Annotated in this window: 17 protein-coding genes; 1 reads left to right on the forward strand and 16 read right to left on the reverse strand. The window is 41.7% G+C overall.

Features of this window, described 5'->3' with window-relative positions:
• Positions 1 to 51: 51 nt before the first annotated feature.
• The 11 genes from MHI08_RS13035 to MHI08_RS13085 all read right to left on the reverse strand — a co-directional run bounded on the left by MHI08_RS13035 (position 52) and on the right by MHI08_RS13085 (position 13428).
• Positions 52 to 1074, reverse strand: a complete 1023-nt coding sequence (locus tag MHI08_RS13035) for a glyceraldehyde-3-phosphate dehydrogenase (protein WP_024425707.1) — start codon at positions 1072 to 1074, stop codon at positions 52 to 54.
• Between the two features lie 172 nt (positions 1075 to 1246).
• The gene (gene coaE, locus MHI08_RS13040) at positions 1247 to 1852 is read right to left on the reverse strand and encodes a dephospho-CoA kinase (protein WP_163114893.1); all 606 of its coding nucleotides are present in this window, start codon (positions 1850 to 1852) and stop codon (positions 1247 to 1249) included.
• Positions 1853 to 1865: 13 nt separating this feature from the next.
• Complete coding sequence (gene ytaF / locus MHI08_RS13045) at positions 1866 to 2498, reverse strand: sporulation membrane protein YtaF (RefSeq protein WP_024425705.1); 633 nt, start codon at positions 2496 to 2498, stop codon at positions 1866 to 1868.
• A 174-nt stretch (positions 2499 to 2672) separates the two neighbouring features.
• Positions 2673 to 3506, reverse strand: a complete 834-nt coding sequence (mutM, locus tag MHI08_RS13050) for a DNA-formamidopyrimidine glycosylase (RefSeq protein ID WP_056768145.1) — start codon at positions 3504 to 3506, stop codon at positions 2673 to 2675.
• 27 nt (positions 3507 to 3533) lie between these two features.
• Entirely contained in the window at positions 3534 to 6173 is a 2640-nt protein-coding gene (polA, locus tag MHI08_RS13055) for a DNA polymerase I (protein ID WP_342499678.1), read from the reverse strand.
• A gap of 255 nt (positions 6174 to 6428) precedes the next feature.
• Positions 6429 to 8171 (reverse strand): ATP-binding protein, encoded by a 1743-nt coding sequence (locus MHI08_RS13060; protein ID WP_061109459.1) that lies wholly within the window; start codon positions 8169 to 8171, stop codon positions 6429 to 6431.
• Positions 8164 to 8892 carry a response regulator transcription factor gene (locus tag MHI08_RS13065; protein WP_024426141.1) on the reverse strand — a complete coding sequence of 243 codons (729 nt, stop codon included), beginning with the start codon at positions 8890 to 8892 and terminating at the stop codon, positions 8164 to 8166. The genes MHI08_RS13060 and MHI08_RS13065 overlap by 8 nt, the downstream gene beginning before the upstream one ends.
• Before the next feature lie 184 nt (positions 8893 to 9076).
• Positions 9077 to 10015 carry a malate dehydrogenase gene (gene mdh / locus MHI08_RS13070; RefSeq protein WP_008356047.1) on the reverse strand — a complete coding sequence of 313 codons (939 nt, stop codon included), beginning with the start codon at positions 10013 to 10015 and terminating at the stop codon, positions 9077 to 9079.
• A gap of 34 nt (positions 10016 to 10049) precedes the next feature.
• Entirely contained in the window at positions 10050 to 11321 is a 1272-nt protein-coding gene (gene icd / locus MHI08_RS13075; RefSeq protein WP_024424789.1) for an NADP-dependent isocitrate dehydrogenase, read from the reverse strand.
• 147 nt (positions 11322 to 11468) lie between these two features.
• Entirely contained in the window at positions 11469 to 12587 is a 1119-nt protein-coding gene (citZ, locus tag MHI08_RS13080) for a citrate synthase (RefSeq protein ID WP_087978793.1), read from the reverse strand.
• 376 nt (positions 12588 to 12963) lie between these two features.
• Positions 12964 to 13428: a DUF441 domain-containing protein gene (locus MHI08_RS13085; RefSeq protein WP_024424791.1), complete on the reverse strand. Its 465-nt coding sequence runs from the start codon at positions 13426 to 13428 to the stop codon at positions 12964 to 12966.
• Between the two features lie 100 nt (positions 13429 to 13528).
• Between MHI08_RS13085 and ytvI the strand changes: the two genes are divergently transcribed.
• Entirely contained in the window at positions 13529 to 14647 is a 1119-nt protein-coding gene (ytvI, locus tag MHI08_RS13090) for a sporulation integral membrane protein YtvI (protein ID WP_024426142.1), read from the forward strand.
• A 26-nt stretch (positions 14648 to 14673) separates the two neighbouring features.
• On the opposite strand, the gene MHI08_RS13095 is transcribed toward ytvI, so the two are convergent.
• From MHI08_RS13095 to accD, 5 genes are all read right to left on the reverse strand, one after another.
• Entirely contained in the window at positions 14674 to 15063 is a 390-nt protein-coding gene (locus MHI08_RS13095; protein WP_212051496.1) for an FxsA family protein, read from the reverse strand.
• A 99-nt stretch (positions 15064 to 15162) separates the two neighbouring features.
• Entirely contained in the window at positions 15163 to 16923 is a 1761-nt protein-coding gene (pyk, locus tag MHI08_RS13100; protein WP_024426143.1) for a pyruvate kinase, read from the reverse strand.
• Between the two features lie 27 nt (positions 16924 to 16950).
• Positions 16951 to 17910: a 6-phosphofructokinase gene (gene pfkA, locus MHI08_RS13105; RefSeq protein WP_024424794.1), complete on the reverse strand. Its 960-nt coding sequence runs from the start codon at positions 17908 to 17910 to the stop codon at positions 16951 to 16953.
• 341 nt (positions 17911 to 18251) lie between these two features.
• Positions 18252 to 19229 carry an acetyl-CoA carboxylase carboxyl transferase subunit alpha gene (gene accA / locus MHI08_RS13110; protein ID WP_024424795.1) on the reverse strand — a complete coding sequence of 326 codons (978 nt, stop codon included), beginning with the start codon at positions 19227 to 19229 and terminating at the stop codon, positions 18252 to 18254.
• Entirely contained in the window at positions 19214 to 20089 is an 876-nt protein-coding gene (gene accD / locus MHI08_RS13115; RefSeq protein WP_024424796.1) for an acetyl-CoA carboxylase, carboxyltransferase subunit beta, read from the reverse strand. The genes accA and accD overlap by 16 nt, the downstream gene beginning before the upstream one ends.
• Between the last annotated feature and the right edge of the window lie 269 nt (positions 20090 to 20358).

The raw sequence follows: 20358 nt of genomic DNA on the forward strand, positions 1-20358 counted from the left end.
TTAGTGGGATTTTCTCTCATTTCTTGAAAAGGGACGATCGTCTTCTTCATTTCAAACAGCAGACAGCTCTTTCATCTGTGCGCCGACAAACTTTACAAGGTCAACCACTCGGCATGAATAACCCCATTCATTGTCATACCATGCAAGAACTTTCACTTTTCTCCCTTCCATTACCATCGTTGTCAGTCCATCAACGACTGCTGAATAAGGGTTTGTGTTAAAGTCCGTAGAGACAAGCGGCTCATCTGTGTAATCTAAAATACCGGCAAGAGATGTTTTAGATGCATTCGAGAAGGCTGCATTGACTTCTTCTGCTGTCACATCTTTTTTCAAGTCAACGACAAGATCAACCATCGACACATTGGAAACTGGTACGCGGAGTGCAAGTCCATGTAATTTCCCTTTCATGTGCGGAAGCACTAAAGAAAGCGCTTTAGCGGCACCCGTCGTAGTTGGAATAATGGACTGAGCACATGCTCTCGCCCGGCGCAGATCCTTATGCGGGTTATCGATATTTTTTTGATCATTTGTATAAGCATGAACCGTTGTCATTAAACCATTGTCGATGCCAAATTCATCATCTAACAGTTTCACAACTGGTGCTAAACAGTTTGTTGTACAAGATGCGTTTGAAATAATGACGTGCTTTTCAGGATCAAGATCATCCTCATTGACACCCATCACAATCGTAATGTCTTCATTTTTACCTGGAGCTGTTAGAACGACTTTTTTCGCTCCGGCATCTATATGGCCCATCGCTTGATCTTTTGAATTAAATTTACCTGTTGCTTCAATAACGATATCAATCCCAAGCTCTCCCCATGGAAGCTGCTTTGGGTCTCTATTATTAAGCAAAAGAACTCTTTTGCCATTCACAATCAAGGCGTCATCTTCTGCTGTCACATCACATTCGTAACGTCCATGATTTGTATCATATTTAATTAAATGTGCTAGCGTTTCGGCAGGATAGCTTGCGTTCACCGCTACAATTTGAATTTGATCATCAAGCATTGCTTTTCTGAAGACCATGCGTCCAATTCTGCCAAACCCATTGATCGCTGCTTTTACCTTCATGAACAGGTCACTCCTCTATTATGTGTTATACTCAATAAATTTATTTATGAAATTAGTATATCACATTAGAATGTAATTGCCAGTATATAAACGTATATTTTCTAAAAAGGGCTGTTCTTTTCAAAGGAAATCAGAATAAAGCATAAAAAAAGAAGAGTACGTGTATGTACTCTTACTTATCTGTATGTTCCCATTCATTTAATATGTTCTGCAATTGCTTTCTAATAAACGCGATATCTTGTGTGTTCTCTATCACATGGTCTGCTTTTTTACATTTCTCCTCAAGAGGCTGCTGAGAGTGAATACGATTCAGCGCTTCTTCCTCGCTGAGGTCATTTCGATTCATGAGCCGCGACAGCTGCAATTCAGGCGTTGTATACACCACAATGATGCGGTCGACAAGGCTTTCCAGCTGACTTTCAAATAAAAGCGGGATATCGAGGACAACGAAGGTTTCCTTCTGACTAACTCCTTCATCTCGCTGTTTGAGCATTTCTTTTCTCACTTCAGGATGAACAATTGCATTCAGCTGCTTTCTTTTCTCTTCATCAGAAAAAATGATGGCTCCAAGCTGCTGCCGGTTCAGCTCCCCATTTGGCAGAAGAACATCCTCACCAAAGGTTTGAACGATTTGTTGAAGAGCTGGTGTTCCTTTGGCAACCGCTTCTTTTGCAATGACATCTGCGTCCACGACCCTGATGCCCTGCTCTTTTATCATTTGCGAGACGGTGCTTTTTCCACTAGCAATCCCGCCTGTTAATCCAATGACAAGCGTCAATTGATTTCCTCCTTTACAGCTTCCACACCCCAATTAAAATGAGCAGAAGCCCTGGTAAGCATGCAAGTTTATCGATCCAGCGCCAATTGGCCAAGTAATGACCGGCACGGAGCCCGATACACACAAAGAGTGAGCTCATCACGGCCACAGTGATACTCATGACAATTGGAGAAAAGCCTAGAATCGCAGCGCCAATCCCTGCGCCAAATGCATCAATGGATAAAGCAATCCCAAGAAGCACCGCTTCTATTCCATTGATCGTCCCAGAACGGTCAATATCTGCACTTGTCGGCTTTCGCAAAATTTGAATGACAAGACCAAGCGACTGCACTTCCACATTAAGCAATGTCTTTTCATGAAGAAGCAAATCACGCTCTTTCGCTGGTTTGTAAAATTGATAAAGGACCCAAAGTCCAATGGCGATCAAAATGCCTCCACCAAGTTTATCTGTCACTGAGACAGGGAGGAATGTCGTCAGCAGGCTGCCAATCAGCATGGAAATGAGCAGCACAATCCCTGAACAGCATGCAATAATGACAATCGCTTTAAATGGAATCTTCATTTTACGAAGGCCATACGTAAAGCCTACAGAAAAGCTGTCAATACTGACTGCAATAGCTAAAAACAGGAGCGAAATCGAAATCATACCTGAACTCTTCCTTTCTGTTCATGCAACGATGATCAAGAGTCTCTAGGCGTCCTTAGACTCTTCTTCACTATATGAAGAGCAGGTGGGCTGTGTGTCAGTCTACACCTTGCTGAAAAATGAATGTTTTTTATCGTATGCACTACAAAAAGGAAGCATGCTGATGGCTGATTTTTATTGAGGACGTTTTTGACAGGTCACACAAAAATGAGTGCCGCGCCCTCCGACTACTGTTTTCTCAATGATGCTTCCGCATGTTTGACAAGGCTCTCCCCGCCGGTCATACACAAGAAGCTGCAGCTGAAATGTTCCAATATCACCTTGTGAATTGATATATGAGCGAATCGTGCTGCCTCCTGCATCTACCGCTACTTGAAGTGTATCGATAATATGCCTGTGAAGCACTTTACACGATTCAAGTCTGAGCTGATTCGCTTTTGTTTCTGGATGAATGCCTGCTTTAAACAAAACCTCATCCACATAAATATTACCTAGTCCCACGACAATCTTTTGATCAAGCAGCGCTGTTTTGACCACACGGGATGTTTTTTTCAATTGCTCCCATAAATATTCCGGAGTGAATTGATCATCAAAAGGCTCATATCCCAGCTGTGAGAGCGGGAGTTCCTTTTCTTCTTCACCCGGCTGAAATAAATGCATCGTGCCAAATTTACGCACATCATGATACCGAAGCTCAGTACCGTCTGTAAACGTAAAGACGACGTGGACATGTTTATCGTATGGCTCATGCGCTTCATGTACACGGTATTTCCCTTCCATCCTTAAATGGGAGACCATCACGTAATGGTCTAAATGAAAGAGCAGGAACTTCCCTCTTCTTTCAATGGTTTGTATTGTTTCTCCTACCATCCTTCTTGCGAACTCTTCCGGCTCCCCAGGACGTTTGATGATATTTGGCCATTTAATATCGACCGTTTCAATCGTTTTTCCTTCGACTAACCGCTTGAGTGTGCGCCGGACGGTTTCAACTTCTGGTAATTCCGGCATGCTCCTCGCTCCTTTTTCTCTCTCTAATTATTTTGCGTCGTACCAAGATGGACCTGAAGCAAAATCAACTTTTAGCGGCACATCTAGCTGAAGTGCATTTTCCATGACTTCAGGGACAATTTTTTCAAGTATGGAAATTTCTTCTTTCGGTGCTTCAAAGATCAATTCATCGTGCACCTGTAATAAAAGATTTGCCTGCAAGTTTTCTTCTTTTAACTTTCGCGCCATATCAATCATGGCTTTTTTAATAATATCAGCTGCACTTCCTTGAATCGGTGTGTTCATGGCTGTTCGTTCGGCAAAGCTTTTGATATTAAAATTACGGCTTGTGATATCCGGGATATACCTTCTGCGTTTGAGAAGCGTCGTGACATATCCTTTTTGTTTCGCTTCCTGCACGATCTCTTCCATATAGGTTTTCACGCCTTTAAAGCTTGTTAAATAGCGTTCGATAAAGGCAGCTGCTTCTTTTCTTGTGATCCCAAGATTTTGAGATAATCCATAGTCACTGATTCCATATACAATTCCGAAGTTGACTGCCTTGGCTTGTCTTCTCATAGAGGAAGTCACTTCTTCTTCTGAGACATGGAACACGTCCATCGCTGTCTTTGTGTGAATATCCATATCTTGCGTAAACGCTTCGATCAAATTCTCGTCCTGAGAAATATGAGCGAGTACACGCAGCTCAATTTGAGAATAGTCAGCAGCAAACATGAGCCAGCCTTCTTTTGAAGGGACGAATGCTTGACGAATCTTTCGTCCTTCCTCTAAACGAATCGGGATATTTTGCAAGTTGGGATCTGTTGAGCTTAATCTTCCTGTTTGTGTGAGTGCTTGATTAAATCGTGTATGCACTTTATGGGTATCCTTGCGCGTTACTTTCATTAAGCCTTCCACATAGGTCGATTGGAGCTTTCCAATTTGGCGGTAATGCAGAATGGACCGAATGATCTCGTGCTTATCTTCAAGCTTTTCAAGAACATCCGCAGATGTCGAGTAGCCCGTCTTTGTCTTTTTAATAATCGGCAGGCCTAATTTTTCAAAAAGAATCACGCCAAGCTGTTTAGGTGAATTGATGTTAAACGTTTCACCTGCTAAGCGGTGAATGGTTTCTTCATATTCTTTCAGCTTTTTCGTTAACTCTTCACCCATCTTCTCTAGGCGCTCAATATCTACCTTTACGCCAAGGGATTCCATTTCACCTAAGATGAGGGCAAGCGGCAGCTCTAAGTCTTCATATAGTTCATGCTGATCATTTTTTTCTAGCGCTTCAAGTGTTAAATCATGCAGAGCAGAGATCGCCGCTGCTTTTCGCCCAAGATGTTCCTTCAGTTCATCTTCAGGTGGAATCGCCTGCTTTGCTCCTTTTCCGTACACTTTTTCATCAGAAAGAGCGATGTTAAGGCCATATTCCTTCGCAACACTTGCGACGTCCTCATACGATTTCTGAGGGTTGACGACATAGGAAGCGAGCAGAACATCGTTATCGACACCTTTTAGATCGACATCATGCCATCTGAGGGCGACAACTGCTCTTTTTGAATCAAAGACCCATTTCTTCTTCGTTTCATCCTGTACCCATTGTTTAAATGCATCTGATTGAAGCGCATCTTCTTTCGTGATAAAAAACGCACCATTTTCATTATGGATCGCAAAACCAATCAAATCTGCTTCATGATAATTATCTCCAAGCTGTTCTACCACAAGGGCGGCATGATCTGTCAGCATCTCATCCGTTACTTCGGTCATTTTTTTCACTTCTAATGCTTCTACTTCGACCTGTTCACCTGTTTCTGGTGCTTCTCCTAGACGTTCTAGCAGCGTTTGAAAGCCTAGTTCTTTATAAAGAGAGATCACTTGATCCATATGAGGACCTTCATATGCGAGATCCTTGCTTGATACATCAATTGGCGCTTCTACAAGAATCGTTGCGAGTTTTTTACTCATCACTGCCTGCTCTTTATATTCTTCAAGCTTTTCTTTGAGTTTTTTCCCGCTGACTTCGTCAATATGTTCAAGCAGGTTTTCAACCGTTTCAAACTGCTTTAACAATTTAATCGCTGTTTTTTCACCTACACCTGGCACCCCTGGGATATTATCTGAGGAATCTCCCATCAAACCTTTCATATCGATGATTTGATCTGGGCGCAGGCCATATTTCTCTTCAATATGAGCCGGTGTGTAATATTCTACTTCTGTAATGCCTTTTTTCGTAATTGCTACCGTCGTACGGTCTGTTGAGAGCTGCGTTAAGTCCTTATCTCCTGAGAAAATTTTGACTTCAAAGCCGTCTTTTTCTGCCTCCACAGCCAATGTCCCGATAATATCGTCTGCCTCGTATTGAGGAAGCTCGTACCTTTTCACCTGATAGGCATCTAATAGTTCACGGATGAACGGCATTTGTTCTGATAGCTCTGGCGGCGTTTTTTGTCTTCCGCCTTTATATTCTTTAAATGTCTCGTGGCGGAACGTTGTTTTTCCCGCATCAAATGCGACAAGCATATGGGTTGGCTTCTCGTCCTCGAGCATCTTCATTAAGATCATCGCAAAGCCATAAATGGCATTTGTATGGACGCCTTTATCATTTGATAATAGCGGCAATGCAAAAAAGGCTCGATATGCGAGACTGTTTCCATCCACTAGTACTAATTTCTTTTTGTCTGTCATGTTTTAATCCTCCATCGGCTGAGCCATTTCAGCCGTCTCTTTCACACATTGTATCATCATTTTATCAAAGTTTATTTTGAAAAGAAAATAGTCGAACCTGCATAAAAAAAGGGACGAAAACAACAAGTGTTTTCGTCCTTACAAAATTGGCTCCTTGGATGAAGGGGTTCCTATTCATCCTATCAATGATTGTTTAACTAAACATGAATCCATTGTAAAGATCATGTAAATTTTAACGTGACTTTCCTTTTTTCCCTATTTTGATTTCAGGCTCACTGTAAAAGTCGTTCCTTTGCCTTGTTTGCTATGGACCGAAATCGTCCCTTCATGCGCCTCCACAAGGTGTTTGACAATGGCAAGACCAAGTCCTGTACCGCCTGAATTTCTACTTCTATCTTTATCAATTCGATAAAATCTCTCAAATATTCTTGGAATCTCGCTTTTCTTCATGCCGATTCCTGTATCTGCTACATCAAATTCATAGGCGCCTTTCCGCGGTCTTGCCGAAATGGTAACACTCCCTCCCTCTGGTGTATAGGTAAGGGCATTGTTCACGAGATTGAGGAAGATTTGCTTTAACCTCAGCGGATCTGCCATCACATAGACAGGCTCTTTCGGGATTCGCACTTGTAATTGAATGCCTTTTTCTGCGGCCTTTTGTTTTAAAAGGACTTCAATCTCTTGAATGATTTCTGTCGCATTGGCGTCTTGAATATTCAGTTTGAAATGCTGCTGCTCGATTTTGGAAAGATCGAGTAAATCTTGAATGAGAGTTTCGAGACGGACACTCTCTTTTAGAATGATGGAAAGGAATTGTGTCAGCGCTTCTTTGTCATCAATCGCTCCATCAAGAAGAGTTTCGGAGAATCCTTTAATCGACGTAATCGGTGTCTTTAATTCGTGAGACACATTGGCGACAAAATCTTTTCGCATCTGCTCAAGCTGCTTTGTTTCTGTCACGTCATGAAATACAAGGACAATTCCTTTCCATTCATCGTCTGTACTTAAAATGGGAACACCATCCACCTGGAAGTAGCGCCGTTCAATGTCAACGGCCAGGCGTAAAAACTTCCGCACCTTCGTTTCTGTCATGAAAATTTCGTCAATCAGCTCAATAATTTCTTCATGAGTAAATGCTTCATGATACAGCTTGTGCATGTAAATGTGCTTTTGCACTTTAAACTGCTTGCGGAAGGTTCGATTGACTAGGTTGATATATCCCATCTTATCAATCAAAATAATTCCTGCTCCGATGTTTTCAATGACTGTTTGCAGACGGTCCCGCTGCATTTCCCCAGTGCTAGTCATTTCTTGAAGGCTTTCTGCCAGGCGCTTCATTGATGTATTAAGCTCACTTGTTTCGATGATGAGCTCTTCATAATGATTGGTATCATAGTTCCCGCGTTCCAGCTGTTTGGCTACCTTTGTGGCATAATCTATCGGTTTTACATATTTCATCGACATGCGGTATCCAAAGAAAACGATAATAATAATCGCCGAGCCAAGACAAACGGCTAATGCGAGCCAAAGCTGGCCGTCAATTTCATTTAAAGGCTGGAATGACGCATGGAGAAATAAATAGCCCACCGGTTTGTTTTGTTTCAGGATAGGGACGGCGTAATGAAACAGCGCATCCTTCTCATCCTCAATGACGACGCCTTTTGTTTGAAGGCGTTCATTGTTCAGTGTGTTTTGAATGATGCCCCTTTGCTCCGCTTGACCTGTTGTATGTATGATATTCCCCTTCAGGTCCACAATTGATGCATTCATATCAAGATGCTGCTTTGCCTGATTGAGGATCTCCTTGTTTCGCTTCGCCTGCAGATCATCACCATCCATGGAAGAAAGAAGAAAGCTCGATTCATTTTCCATTCGTTCCGTTAATTTTGTTTCATAAAAAACATGGAACATGTGATCCAAAAAAAGGCCAAGTGCAACAAACACAATAAAAAGGAGAAAAATAAGGCCCGAAAACAGACGGGTTCTAATTTTACTCATTTGGCTTTGGCTCCTCCAATTTGTAGCCTAATCCGCGAATGGTTTTAATGTATGTTGGTTTTTTCGTATTCTTTTCAATTTTGTCCCGCAAGTGGCTGATATGTACATCCACAATACGAGTGTCACCTGCAAAGTCATAATTCCAAACGGCACTTAGCAGCAGATCACGTGTGAGGACACGTCCTTTATGCTTGGCCAAATAAAGCAGCAGTTCAAATTCCTTCGGCGTAAGCTCTAGGCGTTCTTCTTGGAAGTAGACTTCGTAGTGTTCTGGTAAAATGCGCAGTTCACCAATTTTGATTTGGTCTGCAATGACCTCTTCCTTCTCCTCTTGCGCGGGGACAGGCTGAGATTGCTGCGCTCTTCTCAAGATGGCTTTTACCCGAGCACCGACTTCTCTAGGACTGAATGGCTTTGTCATGTAATCATCGGCTCCAAGCTCAAGGCCGAGCACCTTATCAAATTCATCGTCCTTTGCTGTCAGCATTAAAATAGGGAACATCATTTTTTGAATTCTCAGTTGTTTACACACTTCAATGCCGTCCATCTTCGGAAGCATTAAATCTAATACAATGAGATCAGGCTGTTCACTTGCTGCTTTTTCAAGCGCTTCTTCCCCATCTCTTGCTGTGACGACATCATAGCCCGCCCTTTCAAGGTTATAGCTTAGAAGTGTTACAATCGATTCTTCATCATCCACAACTAATATTTTTTTATTCATGTTGTGCCTCCAATTAGTGATTTCCCCTGCATCCGTTTTTTGTATCTTATGTGAAAAGCGAGAAGTCATGCTTTCTCTTTCATTTTAACGAAAGCTTAACAAGAGGACAATTTAAAATTTCGACAAGATTGGTTTTGTAAACAAAAAGAAGGCCCCTCATAAGAGAAGCCTTCTTTTTTTCATATTAAGACAATACTTTCATGACGTTCTTAACAGATTCAACAGAACGGTCAAGCTGACTTCTTTCTTCTTCTGTCAACTCAAGCTCAATGATCTGCTCAAGGCCGTTTCCACCTACGATTGTTGGTACTCCAAGGTAAATGCCTTCGTAGCCATATTCACCTTCAAGGTATGCAATCGTTGGGATCACGCGGCGCTGATCTTTTAGAATCGCCTCAACCATTTCTACTAGTGAAGCAGCAGGTGCATAATAGGCACTACCGTTACCTAACAGGTTTACGATTTCGCCGCCGCCTTTTCTTGTTCTTTCAACAATCGCATCAATACGATCTTTTGGAATCAATGTTTCAAGCGGGATACCGCCAGCATAAGAGTAACGAACAAGCGGAACCATGTCATCGCCATGTCCACCAAGGACAAAGCCCGTCACATCTTTGACAGATAGGTTTAATTCTTGAGCAACAAACGTACGGAAACGTGCTGTATCAAGAATGCCCGATTGTCCAATGACTTTTTCTTTTGGTAATCCTGATTCTTTATAAACTGCATATGTCATTGCATCAACAGGGTTTGTTAACACAACAATAATGGCTTCTGGAGAATATTTAACGATTTCGCGTGTCACGCTGCGCATGATTTTTTCATTTGTTGACACGAGATCGTCACGGCTCATTCCCGGCTTTCTTGCAATTCCTGCCGTAATGACCACGACATCAGAACCGGCTGTATCTTCGTAGTTAGAAGTGCCTGTAATGTTCGCATCGAAGCCTTGAACAGGGCTTGCTTCCAGCATATCAAGAGCTTTCCCTTTTGTTGGGTTTTCAAGCTGCGGGATATCAACTAATACGACATCCGCTAATTCTTTTTGAGCTGTTAGAAATGCTGTAGTTGCTCCAGTAAAACCTGCTCCGATGACAGATACTTTTTTACGCTTGTTTGCCATTTCCTTTTTCCCCTTTAACTTTAAAGTTTAAGAATCAAGACAAGTTTTTGATGAGCTCGTCAGCAAACTCAGAACATTTTACTTCTGTTGCGCCATCCATTAATCTAGCAAAATCGTACGTGACGACTTTAGATGCAATTGTTTTTTCAACAGATTGAATCACTAGATCAGCTGCTTCCTGCCAGCCAAGGTGCTCAAGTAAAAGCACACCTGATAGAAGAACAGAAGATGGATTCACTTTATCAAGACCAGCATATTTTGGTGCTGTTCCGTGAGTCGCTTCAAAAATAGCGTGTCCTGTTTCGTAGTTGATGTTCGCACCAGGTGCGATACCAATTCCACCAACTTGTGCTGCAAGTGCATCAGAGATGTAATCTCCATTTAAGTTCATTGTAGCCACAACATCGAACTCAGCTGGACGAGTTAGGATTTGTTGAAGGAAAATATCTGCAATGCTGTCTTTGACAATGATTTTGCCAGCAGCTTCTGCTTCACTTTGCGCTTTGTTTGCCGCATCTTTTCCATCTTGTTCTACAATACGATCATATTGTGCCCATGTAAAGACCTTGTCGCCAAACTCTTTTTCAGCCACTTCGTAGCCCCAGTTTTTGAAGGCACCTTCTGTAAATTTCATGATGTTTCCTTTGTGAACAAGCGTCACAGATTTACGGCCTTGGTCAATTGCATATTGGATAGCCGCTCTGACAAGACGGGATGTACCCTCTTCAGAAACTGGCTTGATTCCGATACCTGACGTTTCTGGGAAACGGATTTTGTTCACACCTAATTCGTTTTTCAAGAAGTCAATTAACTTCTTCACTTCGTCTGAACCTTTTGCATACTCGATACCAGCATAGATATCTTCTGTGTTCTCACGGAAGATCACCATATCTGTGTCTTCTGGACGTTTCACAGGAGAAGGTACGCCTTTGAACCAGCGAACTGGACGTAAGCATGTGAATAAATCAAGCTCTTGTCTAAGTGCCACGTTTAATGAACGGATTCCTCCGCCAATTGGTGTTGTTAGTGGTCCTTTAATCGCAATTAAGTATTCACGAATGTCTTCAAGCGTTTGCTCAGGAAGCCACTCTCCAGTTTTATTGTAAGCTTTCTCACCTGCATATACTTCTTTCCAAGTGATTTGCTTTTCACCTTTATATGCTTTTTCTACAGCTGCTTCAAGTACTCTTGATGCTGCTTTCCAAATGTCAGGACCGATTCCGTCCCCTTCGATAAACGGGATAATTGGATTATTTGGTACATTCAATACGCCGCCAGTAACTGTAATTTTTTCGCCTTGTGACAATGATATTACCTCCCAGGTTATGTAGTGAATATTTGAAACTTCTTGGCTTGATGTCTGCAAGCAAAAAAGTTTTTCACGTGATTCGTTTTTTGTTGATATAGAGGCTGATTGGCCTTTTGAAATCAGCCCCCGCTTATTCTATAAACATTAGTCTCTTTCACTGATCGGAACAAAGGTTTGAAGATCAGGTCCAATGTAATCAGCTCTTGGACGGATGAGTCGGTTGTTATCATATTGCTCTAGAATGTGAGCAATCCATCCAGAGAATCGGCTGATCACGAAAATTGGTGTAAACAAGTCATGATCAATGCCAAGACTGTGATATACAGATGCAGAATAAAAATCAACATTTGGTGGAAGATTTTTCTCTGATGTCACGATTTCCTCTGCGCGAACAGACATTTCATACCATTTCGGCTCGCCAGTGAGGTTTGTTAAACGCTGGCTCATTTCTTTTAGATGCTTTGCACGCGGGTCACCTTGGCGGTATACACGGTGGCCAAAGCCCATAATTTTTTCTTTCTTCTCTAGCTTACCATGAATATAGGAATCTACGTTTTCAACTTCGCCAATTTCTGAAAGCATTTTCATCACGCCTTCATTAGCGCCGCCATGAAGCGGTCCTTTCAGCGCCCCGATCGCCGCTGTCACACCAGAGTAGATATCTGATAGTGTAGCAACACATACACGTGCTGTAAATGTCGATGCGTTTAATTCATGATCCGCATGTAGAATAAGCGCCTTATCAATGGCTTCAATTTCTACTGGTGACGGCTCTTCGCCATTTAGCATATACAAGAAGTTTGCAGCATAGCTGTATTCTTCTTTTGGCTGTACAGGCTCAAGTCCCTTGCGAATGCGTGAAAACGCAGCGACTAGTCCAGAAATTTTCGCCTGTAAGCGAATCGCCTTTCTGTAATTCGCTTCTTTGTCCATAACCTCTGATTCGTCATCGAGTAAACCTAGTAAGGATACTGCTGTACGAATCGCAGACATTGGATGAACCCCATCGAGCGAATAAGATTTAAAATGCTCAATGATTTCTTGCGGAATCTGAGCATTTTCATTGAGCTGCTGTTTTAATTCACTCAGCTCCTGCTCATTCGGCAGCTTTAAGTGCCATAACAGGTAGACAATTTCTTCGAATGTAGCTTTTTCAGTTAAATCATCGATATTGTACCCTACATAAGTAAGAGTATCATCAATAATTGAGCTTACGGATGAAGTTGTTGCCACGATACCTTCAAGACCTCTTGTTGCTGTCATGTTCAATCTCCCCTTTTTAAAAAGATTCCCCTTCGTTGCAGAATTCTCACTTTTTGAAAGCGCTATCCAATCCGAATAAGATAACAGGCTCAGAAAAGAAAATGCTTACATTTACCTATACGGTTAGAGCGCTTTTAGCCTCATATCTCTTGTGTGATCAATGAGTTCAAAATTAAGCCTATTCCCATTATAAACAATAATCAGACATTTGTTAAATGTTTAACTATAATTTTTTTTGATATTTTTTTTTCCAGTCTCCCATATCAGGCATGGAATAAAGGGATTTTACTTCTTTTAATATATTTAATTATGTTTTTTTGCAAAAGCTCGCGCAAGAAAAAATTTAAAAAAGAAAGTGGCAGGAACCACTCTCTTTTCACCCGCTGAAAAATTTCACAGCCTGCATCGCCAAATAAGCGATTCCTGCCCCGATGAGCGGCCCAACAGCCACACCTTTAAATAAGCTGACTGCCAAAATGGTACCGAACACAAGCGCTGCCGTAATATGCGGATCATTTTCGAGTAGCACAATCCCGTTTTTTGCAATTAATGCTACTAATATACCCGCTCCAAGAGCTATCCAAGCATAGGAAGATTTCATCGCTTCTCCAAGCTGCTTAAATCCAATGTCACCTGTTGCAATCGGGACCAGCACAGCAATGGTAATAACAGTGACTCCCCAATTAATGCCTTTAGATTGGAGAACCGGGAAAATTTTTTGATCCAGGCCAATCAGCTTAATCGCGATCAACACAGATACCGCTACAATTAACGAATTGTTTTTTGCAATAAGTGCAATAACGAGTAAAAGTACCAAAAATAAATTTGCTTGAGTAAACATACGCCGCTCCTTTCTTTCTTTTTATTGCGACCTTTTCATATTACTAATCTTTTTGAATAAAATGAAGTATCGGACATGCTTGTTTTTTGGAGGGGATTGTGTGAATCACGCCTATGTGGCCATTTTTTTGCGAAGTTTGATGATGATCAGCATTGCTGTTTTTGCTGTTGTCTTTTTATATCAGTCTTTTCCGTTTTTATATCCTTTTTGGATTGCCCTTATTGTGTCTTGTTTGATTCATCCTGCCGTATGCAAAATCGAAGAGATCACCGGAATGCCGAGAGGATTTGTTGTGGTCATTGTGCTCTTGCTCTTTTTAGTCGCAGCTGCCGGGTTAATGACGCTTTTAGTTGCGGAAATCATTTCAGGAAGTGCTTATTTGGCAAAAGTGCTGCCTGGCCATCTTGATCAAATGATTGGTATTTTAGAGCAATTTTTCACAGACAAGATTCTGCCTTTATATCATGATATGACGGCCCAATTTAATACGCTTCAAGCAGGTCAAAAGGAATCGATTTTGGGACAAATTCAAGCACTCGGTGATGAAGCGGCAGCAAAAATCGGGACTTTTCTTTCGAAAACACTCGAGCTTATTCCAGCGTTTTTAGGTCTTTTGCCTGATGCAGCAGCCACTCTGTTATTTTCTGCTCTGGCAACTTTTTTTATCACGAAAGATTGGTTTACGTTAAAAACATATGGCTCACGTATCTTTCCCGCAAAATGGATGCAGCATACACGCGCCATTTTATCTGAAATCAAAAAAGCCATTACCGGCTTTATGAAAGCCCAGCTCCTACTTGTGGCCATGACGATTGGTATTGTATTGATTGGACTCATCATTTTAAAAGTTGAGCACGCCCTTGTGATTGCTTTATGTATTGGGCTCGTCGATTTACTTCCATATATCGGGAGCGGCACTGTTTTTCTACCGTGGATCATTTATTCTGCTATGACAGGAAATCTTTCCCTTGCCATTGGGCTGGGCATTTTGTATATTGTCGTCCTCATTCAAAGACAAATATCAGAGCCAAAAGTCTTAAGCAAATCCATCGGACTTAATCCTTTAGCAACGCTTGTGGCGCTATTTGTCGGGTTAAAATGGTTTGGTTTTCTTGGACTTGTGATTGGCCCTGCTTCCCTTGTCGTGTGGCAGGCGTTCCGTAATGCAGGAGTTTTCAGAGATATTTATGAGTACATTCGGTATGGCATGCAAAAATAAAAGAGACCTTCAGCCTGAAGGTCTCTTTAACGAATGATCGTGTAGCGGTTACGATTAGACATGTTTCTAAGCCAGCGTTCAAAGAGCGGCTTGATTGCCTTTCTCGTCACCGGAATGAGCAGCAAAGCCCCAATGATATCCGATAAGAAGCCTGGAATGAGCAGCAGCAGACCGCCGATTAGAATACAAAAACCATCGACAATCGCTCCCCCTGGCATCTTGCCATATTGTAAATCTCGCTGCACTTTTTGGAAGGCTTCTATCCCTTGTTTTCTTGCAAAATAAGCACCTAATGCACTTGTCAGCACGATGAGCAGCATCGTTGGCAAAATGCCAATGATTTTACTTGAGATTAAAAATAAACTAATTTCCACCGCAGGGAACAGAATTAATAATAGTAGAAAATATTTCTTCAACCATATCACCTCATGGGGTATCTTTCATCGAAAGCTGTTTACTTTTTTTAGTGTAACATAAAAAAAGAGAGGAGTCAGACAACTCCCCTCTTGGATGAATTAAAGGACGCTTGCACGGCCTTTGTAGATCGCTCCGCGTGCTGGATCTACTGTAATCTCTTCGCCTTCTTTTAATAATGTTGTGGCGCTGTCAAGACCAACAATCACTGGAATACCAAGGCTTAGTCCAACAACTGCTGCATGGCTTGTTAAACCGCCCTCTTCTGTGATAAGGGCAGATGCTTTTTCTAAAGCTCCCATCATATCACGATCTGTGCAGTTTGCAACTAGGATCGCACCATCGTACATTTTTTCTTCTGCTTCTTTTCCGCTTTGTGCAATGACAACCGGTCCAAATGCAGATTTACGGCCAATCCCTTGACCTTTCGCAATGATGTCACCGACAACATATACTTTCATTAAGTTCGTCGTACCTGTTTCACCAACTGGCACACCTGCTGTAATGACAATTAAATCGCCGTGTCTTACATAGCCTGTTTCAATTGACTTTTCTACTGCATTCTCAAGCATTTCATCAGTAGATGTCGTTTTTGATCCGCTCTTTGCAAATACACCGAATACGAGTGAAAGCTTTCTCGCCACTGATTCGTTTGCAGTAACTGCTACGATTGGTGCTTTTGGTCTATATTTTGAAATCATTCTTGCTGTATGTCCGCTTTCCGTCGGTGTCACAATCGCTGCTACATCAAGCTTCATTGCTGTATGTGCAACAGATTGACCGATCGCGTCTGTAATGCTGACTTCTACTTCTTCGCTTCTGCGGGAAAGAATGGCTTTATAGTTTAGTGCTTCTTCTGAACGTGATGCAATGTTATGCATTGTTTGTACGGCTTCTACTGGATATGTTCCTGCTGCTGTTTCACCAGAAAGCATAATCGCATCTGTGCCGTCAAAAATAGCATTTGCCACGTCACTTGCTTCCGCACGGGTAGGACGTGGGTTACGCTGCATGCTGTCGAGCATTTGAGTCGCTGTAATGACAGGCTTGCCTAAACGATTGCATTTTTTGATCAGCATTTTTTGAACAAGCGGTACTTCTTCTGCCGGGATCTCTACACCAAGATCTCCACGCGCAACCATTAAACCGTCAGATACCTCAAGGATCTCGTCGATGTTATCAACACCCTCTTGGTTTTCAATCTTAGGGATGATTTGAATATCAGTCGCATTGTTCTTTTCAAGAAGCTCACGAATTTCAAGAACATCAGAAGCTCGTCTCACAAAAGAAGCTGCGATGAAATCGACGCCTTGTTCAATTCCAAACAGAATATCATTGGCATCCTTTTCTGTAATACCTGGCAGGTTCACACTGACGCCAGGTATGTTGACGCCTTTTTTGTTTTTGAGCGTGCCTGTATTCATGACTTTAGTGACGATTTCTTTGCGGTCCTTGTTAATTTCTTTTACTTCTAAACCAATCAGACCATCATCTAATAGAATCGTTGAACCTACTTCTACATCATGAATTAAATCTTCGTATGTCACACTAATTTTTTCCGTATTTCCAACAATGTCTTCCATACTCACGATAAGATCAGCACCAGCGACTAGCTCAATTGAGCCGTTTTCAACTGTACGTGTACGGATCTCTGGACCTTTTGTATCTAGAAGGATCGCAATGTCCTTGCCTAATGTTTTACCTGCTTTACGTATGTTTTCAATGCGTGCACCATGCTCTTCAAAATCTCCATGGGAGAAGTTTAGTCTGGCTACATTCATTCCTGCTTCAATCAATTCAGTCAGCTTTTCAATGCTTTCACTTGCTGGACCGATTGTACAAACGATTTTTGTCTTTCTCATTACTGTTCCTCCTAAGGTCTTCTCGTTTTATATAGAGAGCTCTTGTGAAAGTCGGTACATATTTTTATCGACTGTATGTTTTTTATCTAAGATTTCTAAAATATCGTGATGAACGAGTTCATTGCTTTGAATGCCTACACAGCGTCCGCCTTGTCCTTCAAGAAGAAGCTCGACTGCATATGCTCCTAAGCGGCTTGCCAGTACACGGTCAAACGCACTCGGAGAACCTCCGCGCTGAATATGCCCTAAGACAGATACACGTGTTTCAAGGCTTGTCTCCTCTTCAATCCGCTTACCAAATTCAACACCGCTGCCTACGCCTTCTGCAACGATGATGATACTATGCTTCTTGCCGCGTTCGTGACCTCTTCTTAACCTAGCAATAATTTCGTCCATGTCATAGTCTGCTTCAGGAATCAAAATAGATTCGGCTCCGCCCGCAAGACCTGACCAAAGGGCAATATCACCAGCATGTCTTCCCATTACTTCCACTACGTATGTACGTTCATGAGATGTGGCTGTATCACGAATTTTATCAATGGCATCAATGACAGTATTCAGTGCTGTATCAAAGCCAATAGTGAAATCAGTACCTGGAATATCGTTGTCAATCGTGCCTGGAACACCTACACATGGAAAACCGAGCTCTGTTAATTTCTTTGCTCCCATAAATGACCCGTCTCCACCAATGACTACAAGTCCTTCAATACCGAATTTTTTTAAGTTTTCAATTCCCTTTTCACGACCTTCAACTGTCTTGAATTCAGGACATCTTGCCGTGTAAAGTTTTGTTCCTCCACGATGAATGATATCGCCTACTGAACCTATTTCGAGTTTCTCAATTTTACCGTTAATTAGACCTGAGTATCCATTATAAATACCGTAAACTTCAACATTATGGTAAATTGCTTTCCTTACAACTGCGCGCACAGCTGCATTCATTCCTGGGGAATCCCCACCGCTTGTTAAAACTCCTATACGCTTCATCTTTTTCACCTCAGAGACCATATATGAATTAAACATACCATTTCCACTGCTTGAAAACAATCATGAGCAAATTTGGATGTTTTCAATACGAATTTCTAAAACCGTACTTATTATACAATTAAATAAACCGTTTTTAAACAAAAGTTAAGAACGTCATGAAAGCAAATCTCTCTGAAATCTGTAAAGGCAAGTGCTATAAACCTTGTCATATCAAGGTTTTCAGACGTTTCAAATTTTATGAAAACAAAAGAAAATTATTTTCAAATAGCGCTTACATGAAGACGGTTTTCATGAAAAAAGATGAAAAAAATAAACGCCAGCCAAAAAGGCTGTACGTTTATTTAGTTTACCCCAATATATTGATTTTCAATCGAGACTTTCCCGATTGCTTTGTATTTTTCATATCTTTGTTCGACTAGTTCTTCAGGCGTTAGTTTGAGCAAAGATGTAAGTGACTGTTTTAATGTTTTTTCCATGTAAGCTGCTTGTTGTTTCACGTCTCGATGTGCTCCACCTTGAACTTCTTTAATAACATCATCTATAATATCTAATTCTTTTAGGTCTGGAGCGGTAATTTTCATTGATTCTGCAGCTTTTTTCGCAAGTGATGAGTCCTTCCAGAGCAGTGCTGCTGCACCTTCAGGTGAAATCACTGAATATGTTGAGTTTTCTAGCATGAATAGGTGGTTTCCTACGCCTAAGCCTAGTGCGCCGCCGCTTCCGCCTTCTCCAATGACAATACAGACAACTGGTACACGAAGTCCTGCCATTTCGAATAGGTTTTTCGCAATTGCTTCACTTTGTCCGCGCTCTTCAGCTGCTTTACCAGGATAAGCTCCTTTTGTATCAATAAAGCAAATGATCGGGCGATTAAATTTATCTGCTTGTTTCATCAAGCGCAGCGCTTTACGGTAGCCTTCTGGATGAGGCATTCCGAAATTACGGCGCAAGTTTTCTTTTGTATCTTTACCGCGCTGATGGCCAATAACCGTGACAGGAAGCCCTTTAAACGTGGCAATTCCTCCAACGATCGCTTCATCATCACCATAAAAACGGTCACCGTGACATTCAAAAAAGTTGTCAAACAGCTCTTGAATGTAATCGAGAGTTGTTGGGCGCATCGCATGCCGAGCAATCTGCACTCTGTCCCACGGCTTTAAATTTGTATAAATGTCTGCTTCAAGCTTACTCAGACGTGTTTCAAGGCGCTCAATTTCTGCACTTAAATCCATTTCTGAGTTTTGTGTGAACTTTTTCAGTTCATCAATTTTCGCTCGAAGTTCAATGACAGGTTTTTCAAATTCTAGTTCTCCAGCCACTCTCGTTCACCTCCTGTGCTGTGTAGTGCTAAGATTCGGCCTAGGGTTTCTTTCATTTCTGCACGATGAATCACAGCATCAAGCTGTCCATGCTTCATTAAAAATTCAGCCGTCTGGAAGTCCTCTGGCAGGTCTTCACGAATCGTTTGTTCAATGATTCTGCGGCCTGCAAAACCAATTAAAGCACCAGGTTCTGCAAAATTGTAATCACCGAGAGACGCAAAACTAGCTGATACACCGCCAGTTGTTGGGTTCGTCATCACTGAGATAATCAAACCTTGATCCTCGCTGAACAGTTTTAATGCTGAACTTGTTTTTGCCATCTGCATGAGACTGAGAATTCCCTCTTGCATTCTCGCTCCGCCAGAAGCAGTAAAGATAATAAATGGCACCTTGTCCGCTTTTGCTTTCTCGATCGCCAGCGTGATCTTTTCACCAACAACGGATCCCATGCTGCCCATACGGAACGTGGCATCCATGACAGCAATCACAGCACTTTGGCCTTCAATTTCACCTTTACCTGTGACAATGGCTTCATTCAAAGATGTTTTTTCTCTGTCTTTCTCAAGCTTTTCTTCGTAGCCTGGGAAACCGAGCGGGTTTGATGAAATGAGGTGCCCGTTAAATTCTTCAAATGTGCCTTCATCTACAAGGCTTTCAATACGCTGTTTTGCATTCATTTGCAAATGTCTGCCGCAATTCATACAAACACGTAAATTTTTATCTAGTTCTTTGGTGAGCATTATTTTTTTACATTGCGGACATTTGGTCATGATGCCTTCAGGCACATCTTGACTTGCCTGTTCAGAGGGTACAGATGCATATTTTTTCTTTTTACTGAAAATATTCTTGATTGACAAATGACTACCTCCCTTTTTGAAGGGTTTTTTCTTTACACGCACATCCACTATTATAGGACATGTCATAACTGTACCGAAACTATTGTACTTTTTTTGTCAAACGCTGTCATCCTTCATTCAATTTTTTCAGTGGGGAATTGATGAGAAATGAGTATGTGTTTGGGGCGCTGAGCAGTTGATATGTTTGAATTGTGAACGTCTACAAAAAAATCTCATTCCGGATGAAAAAATTTTCGCGTAAGAGAGGAAATGGTGCACGTTTTTCTCCA

This window comes from Bacillus sp. FSL M7-0791, from assembly GCF_038627085.1.
In the GTDB taxonomy this organism is placed as follows: domain Bacteria; phylum Bacillota; class Bacilli; order Bacillales; family Bacillaceae; genus Bacillus; species Bacillus safensis.

Excerpts from the sequence above, each read along its gene's own strand:
- polA (WP_342499678.1), bottom strand. The coding sequence starts at position 6,173 with ATGACAGACAAAAAGAAATTAGTACTAGTGGATGGAAACAGTCTCGCA.
- pfkA (WP_024424794.1), bottom strand. The coding sequence starts at position 17,910 with ATGAAGCGTATAGGAGTTTTAACAAGCGGTGGGGATTCCCCAGGAATG.
- MHI08_RS13060 (WP_061109459.1), bottom strand. The coding sequence starts at position 8,171 with ATGAGTAAAATTAGAACCCGTCTGTTTTCGGGCCTTATTTTTCTCCTT.
- citZ (WP_087978793.1), bottom strand. The coding sequence starts at position 12,587 with ATGACAGCAACAAGAGGTCTTGAAGGTATCGTGGCAACAACTTCATCC.
- MHI08_RS13035 (WP_024425707.1), bottom strand. The coding sequence starts at position 1,074 with ATGAAGGTAAAAGCAGCGATCAATGGGTTTGGCAGAATTGGACGCATG.
- MHI08_RS13065 (WP_024426141.1), bottom strand. The coding sequence starts at position 8,892 with ATGAATAAAAAAATATTAGTTGTGGATGATGAAGAATCGATTGTAACA.
- mutM (WP_056768145.1), bottom strand. The coding sequence starts at position 3,506 with ATGCCGGAATTACCAGAAGTTGAAACCGTCCGGCGCACACTCAAGCGG.
- pyk (WP_024426143.1), bottom strand. The coding sequence starts at position 16,923 with ATGAGAAAGACAAAAATCGTTTGTACAATCGGTCCAGCAAGTGAAAGC.
- mdh (WP_008356047.1), bottom strand. The coding sequence starts at position 10,015 with ATGGCAAACAAGCGTAAAAAAGTATCTGTCATCGGAGCAGGTTTTACT.
- MHI08_RS13085 (WP_024424791.1), bottom strand. The coding sequence starts at position 13,428 with ATGTTTACTCAAGCAAATTTATTTTTGGTACTTTTACTCGTTATTGCA.
- ytaF (WP_024425705.1), bottom strand. The coding sequence starts at position 2,498 with ATGATTTCGATTTCGCTCCTGTTTTTAGCTATTGCAGTCAGTATTGAC.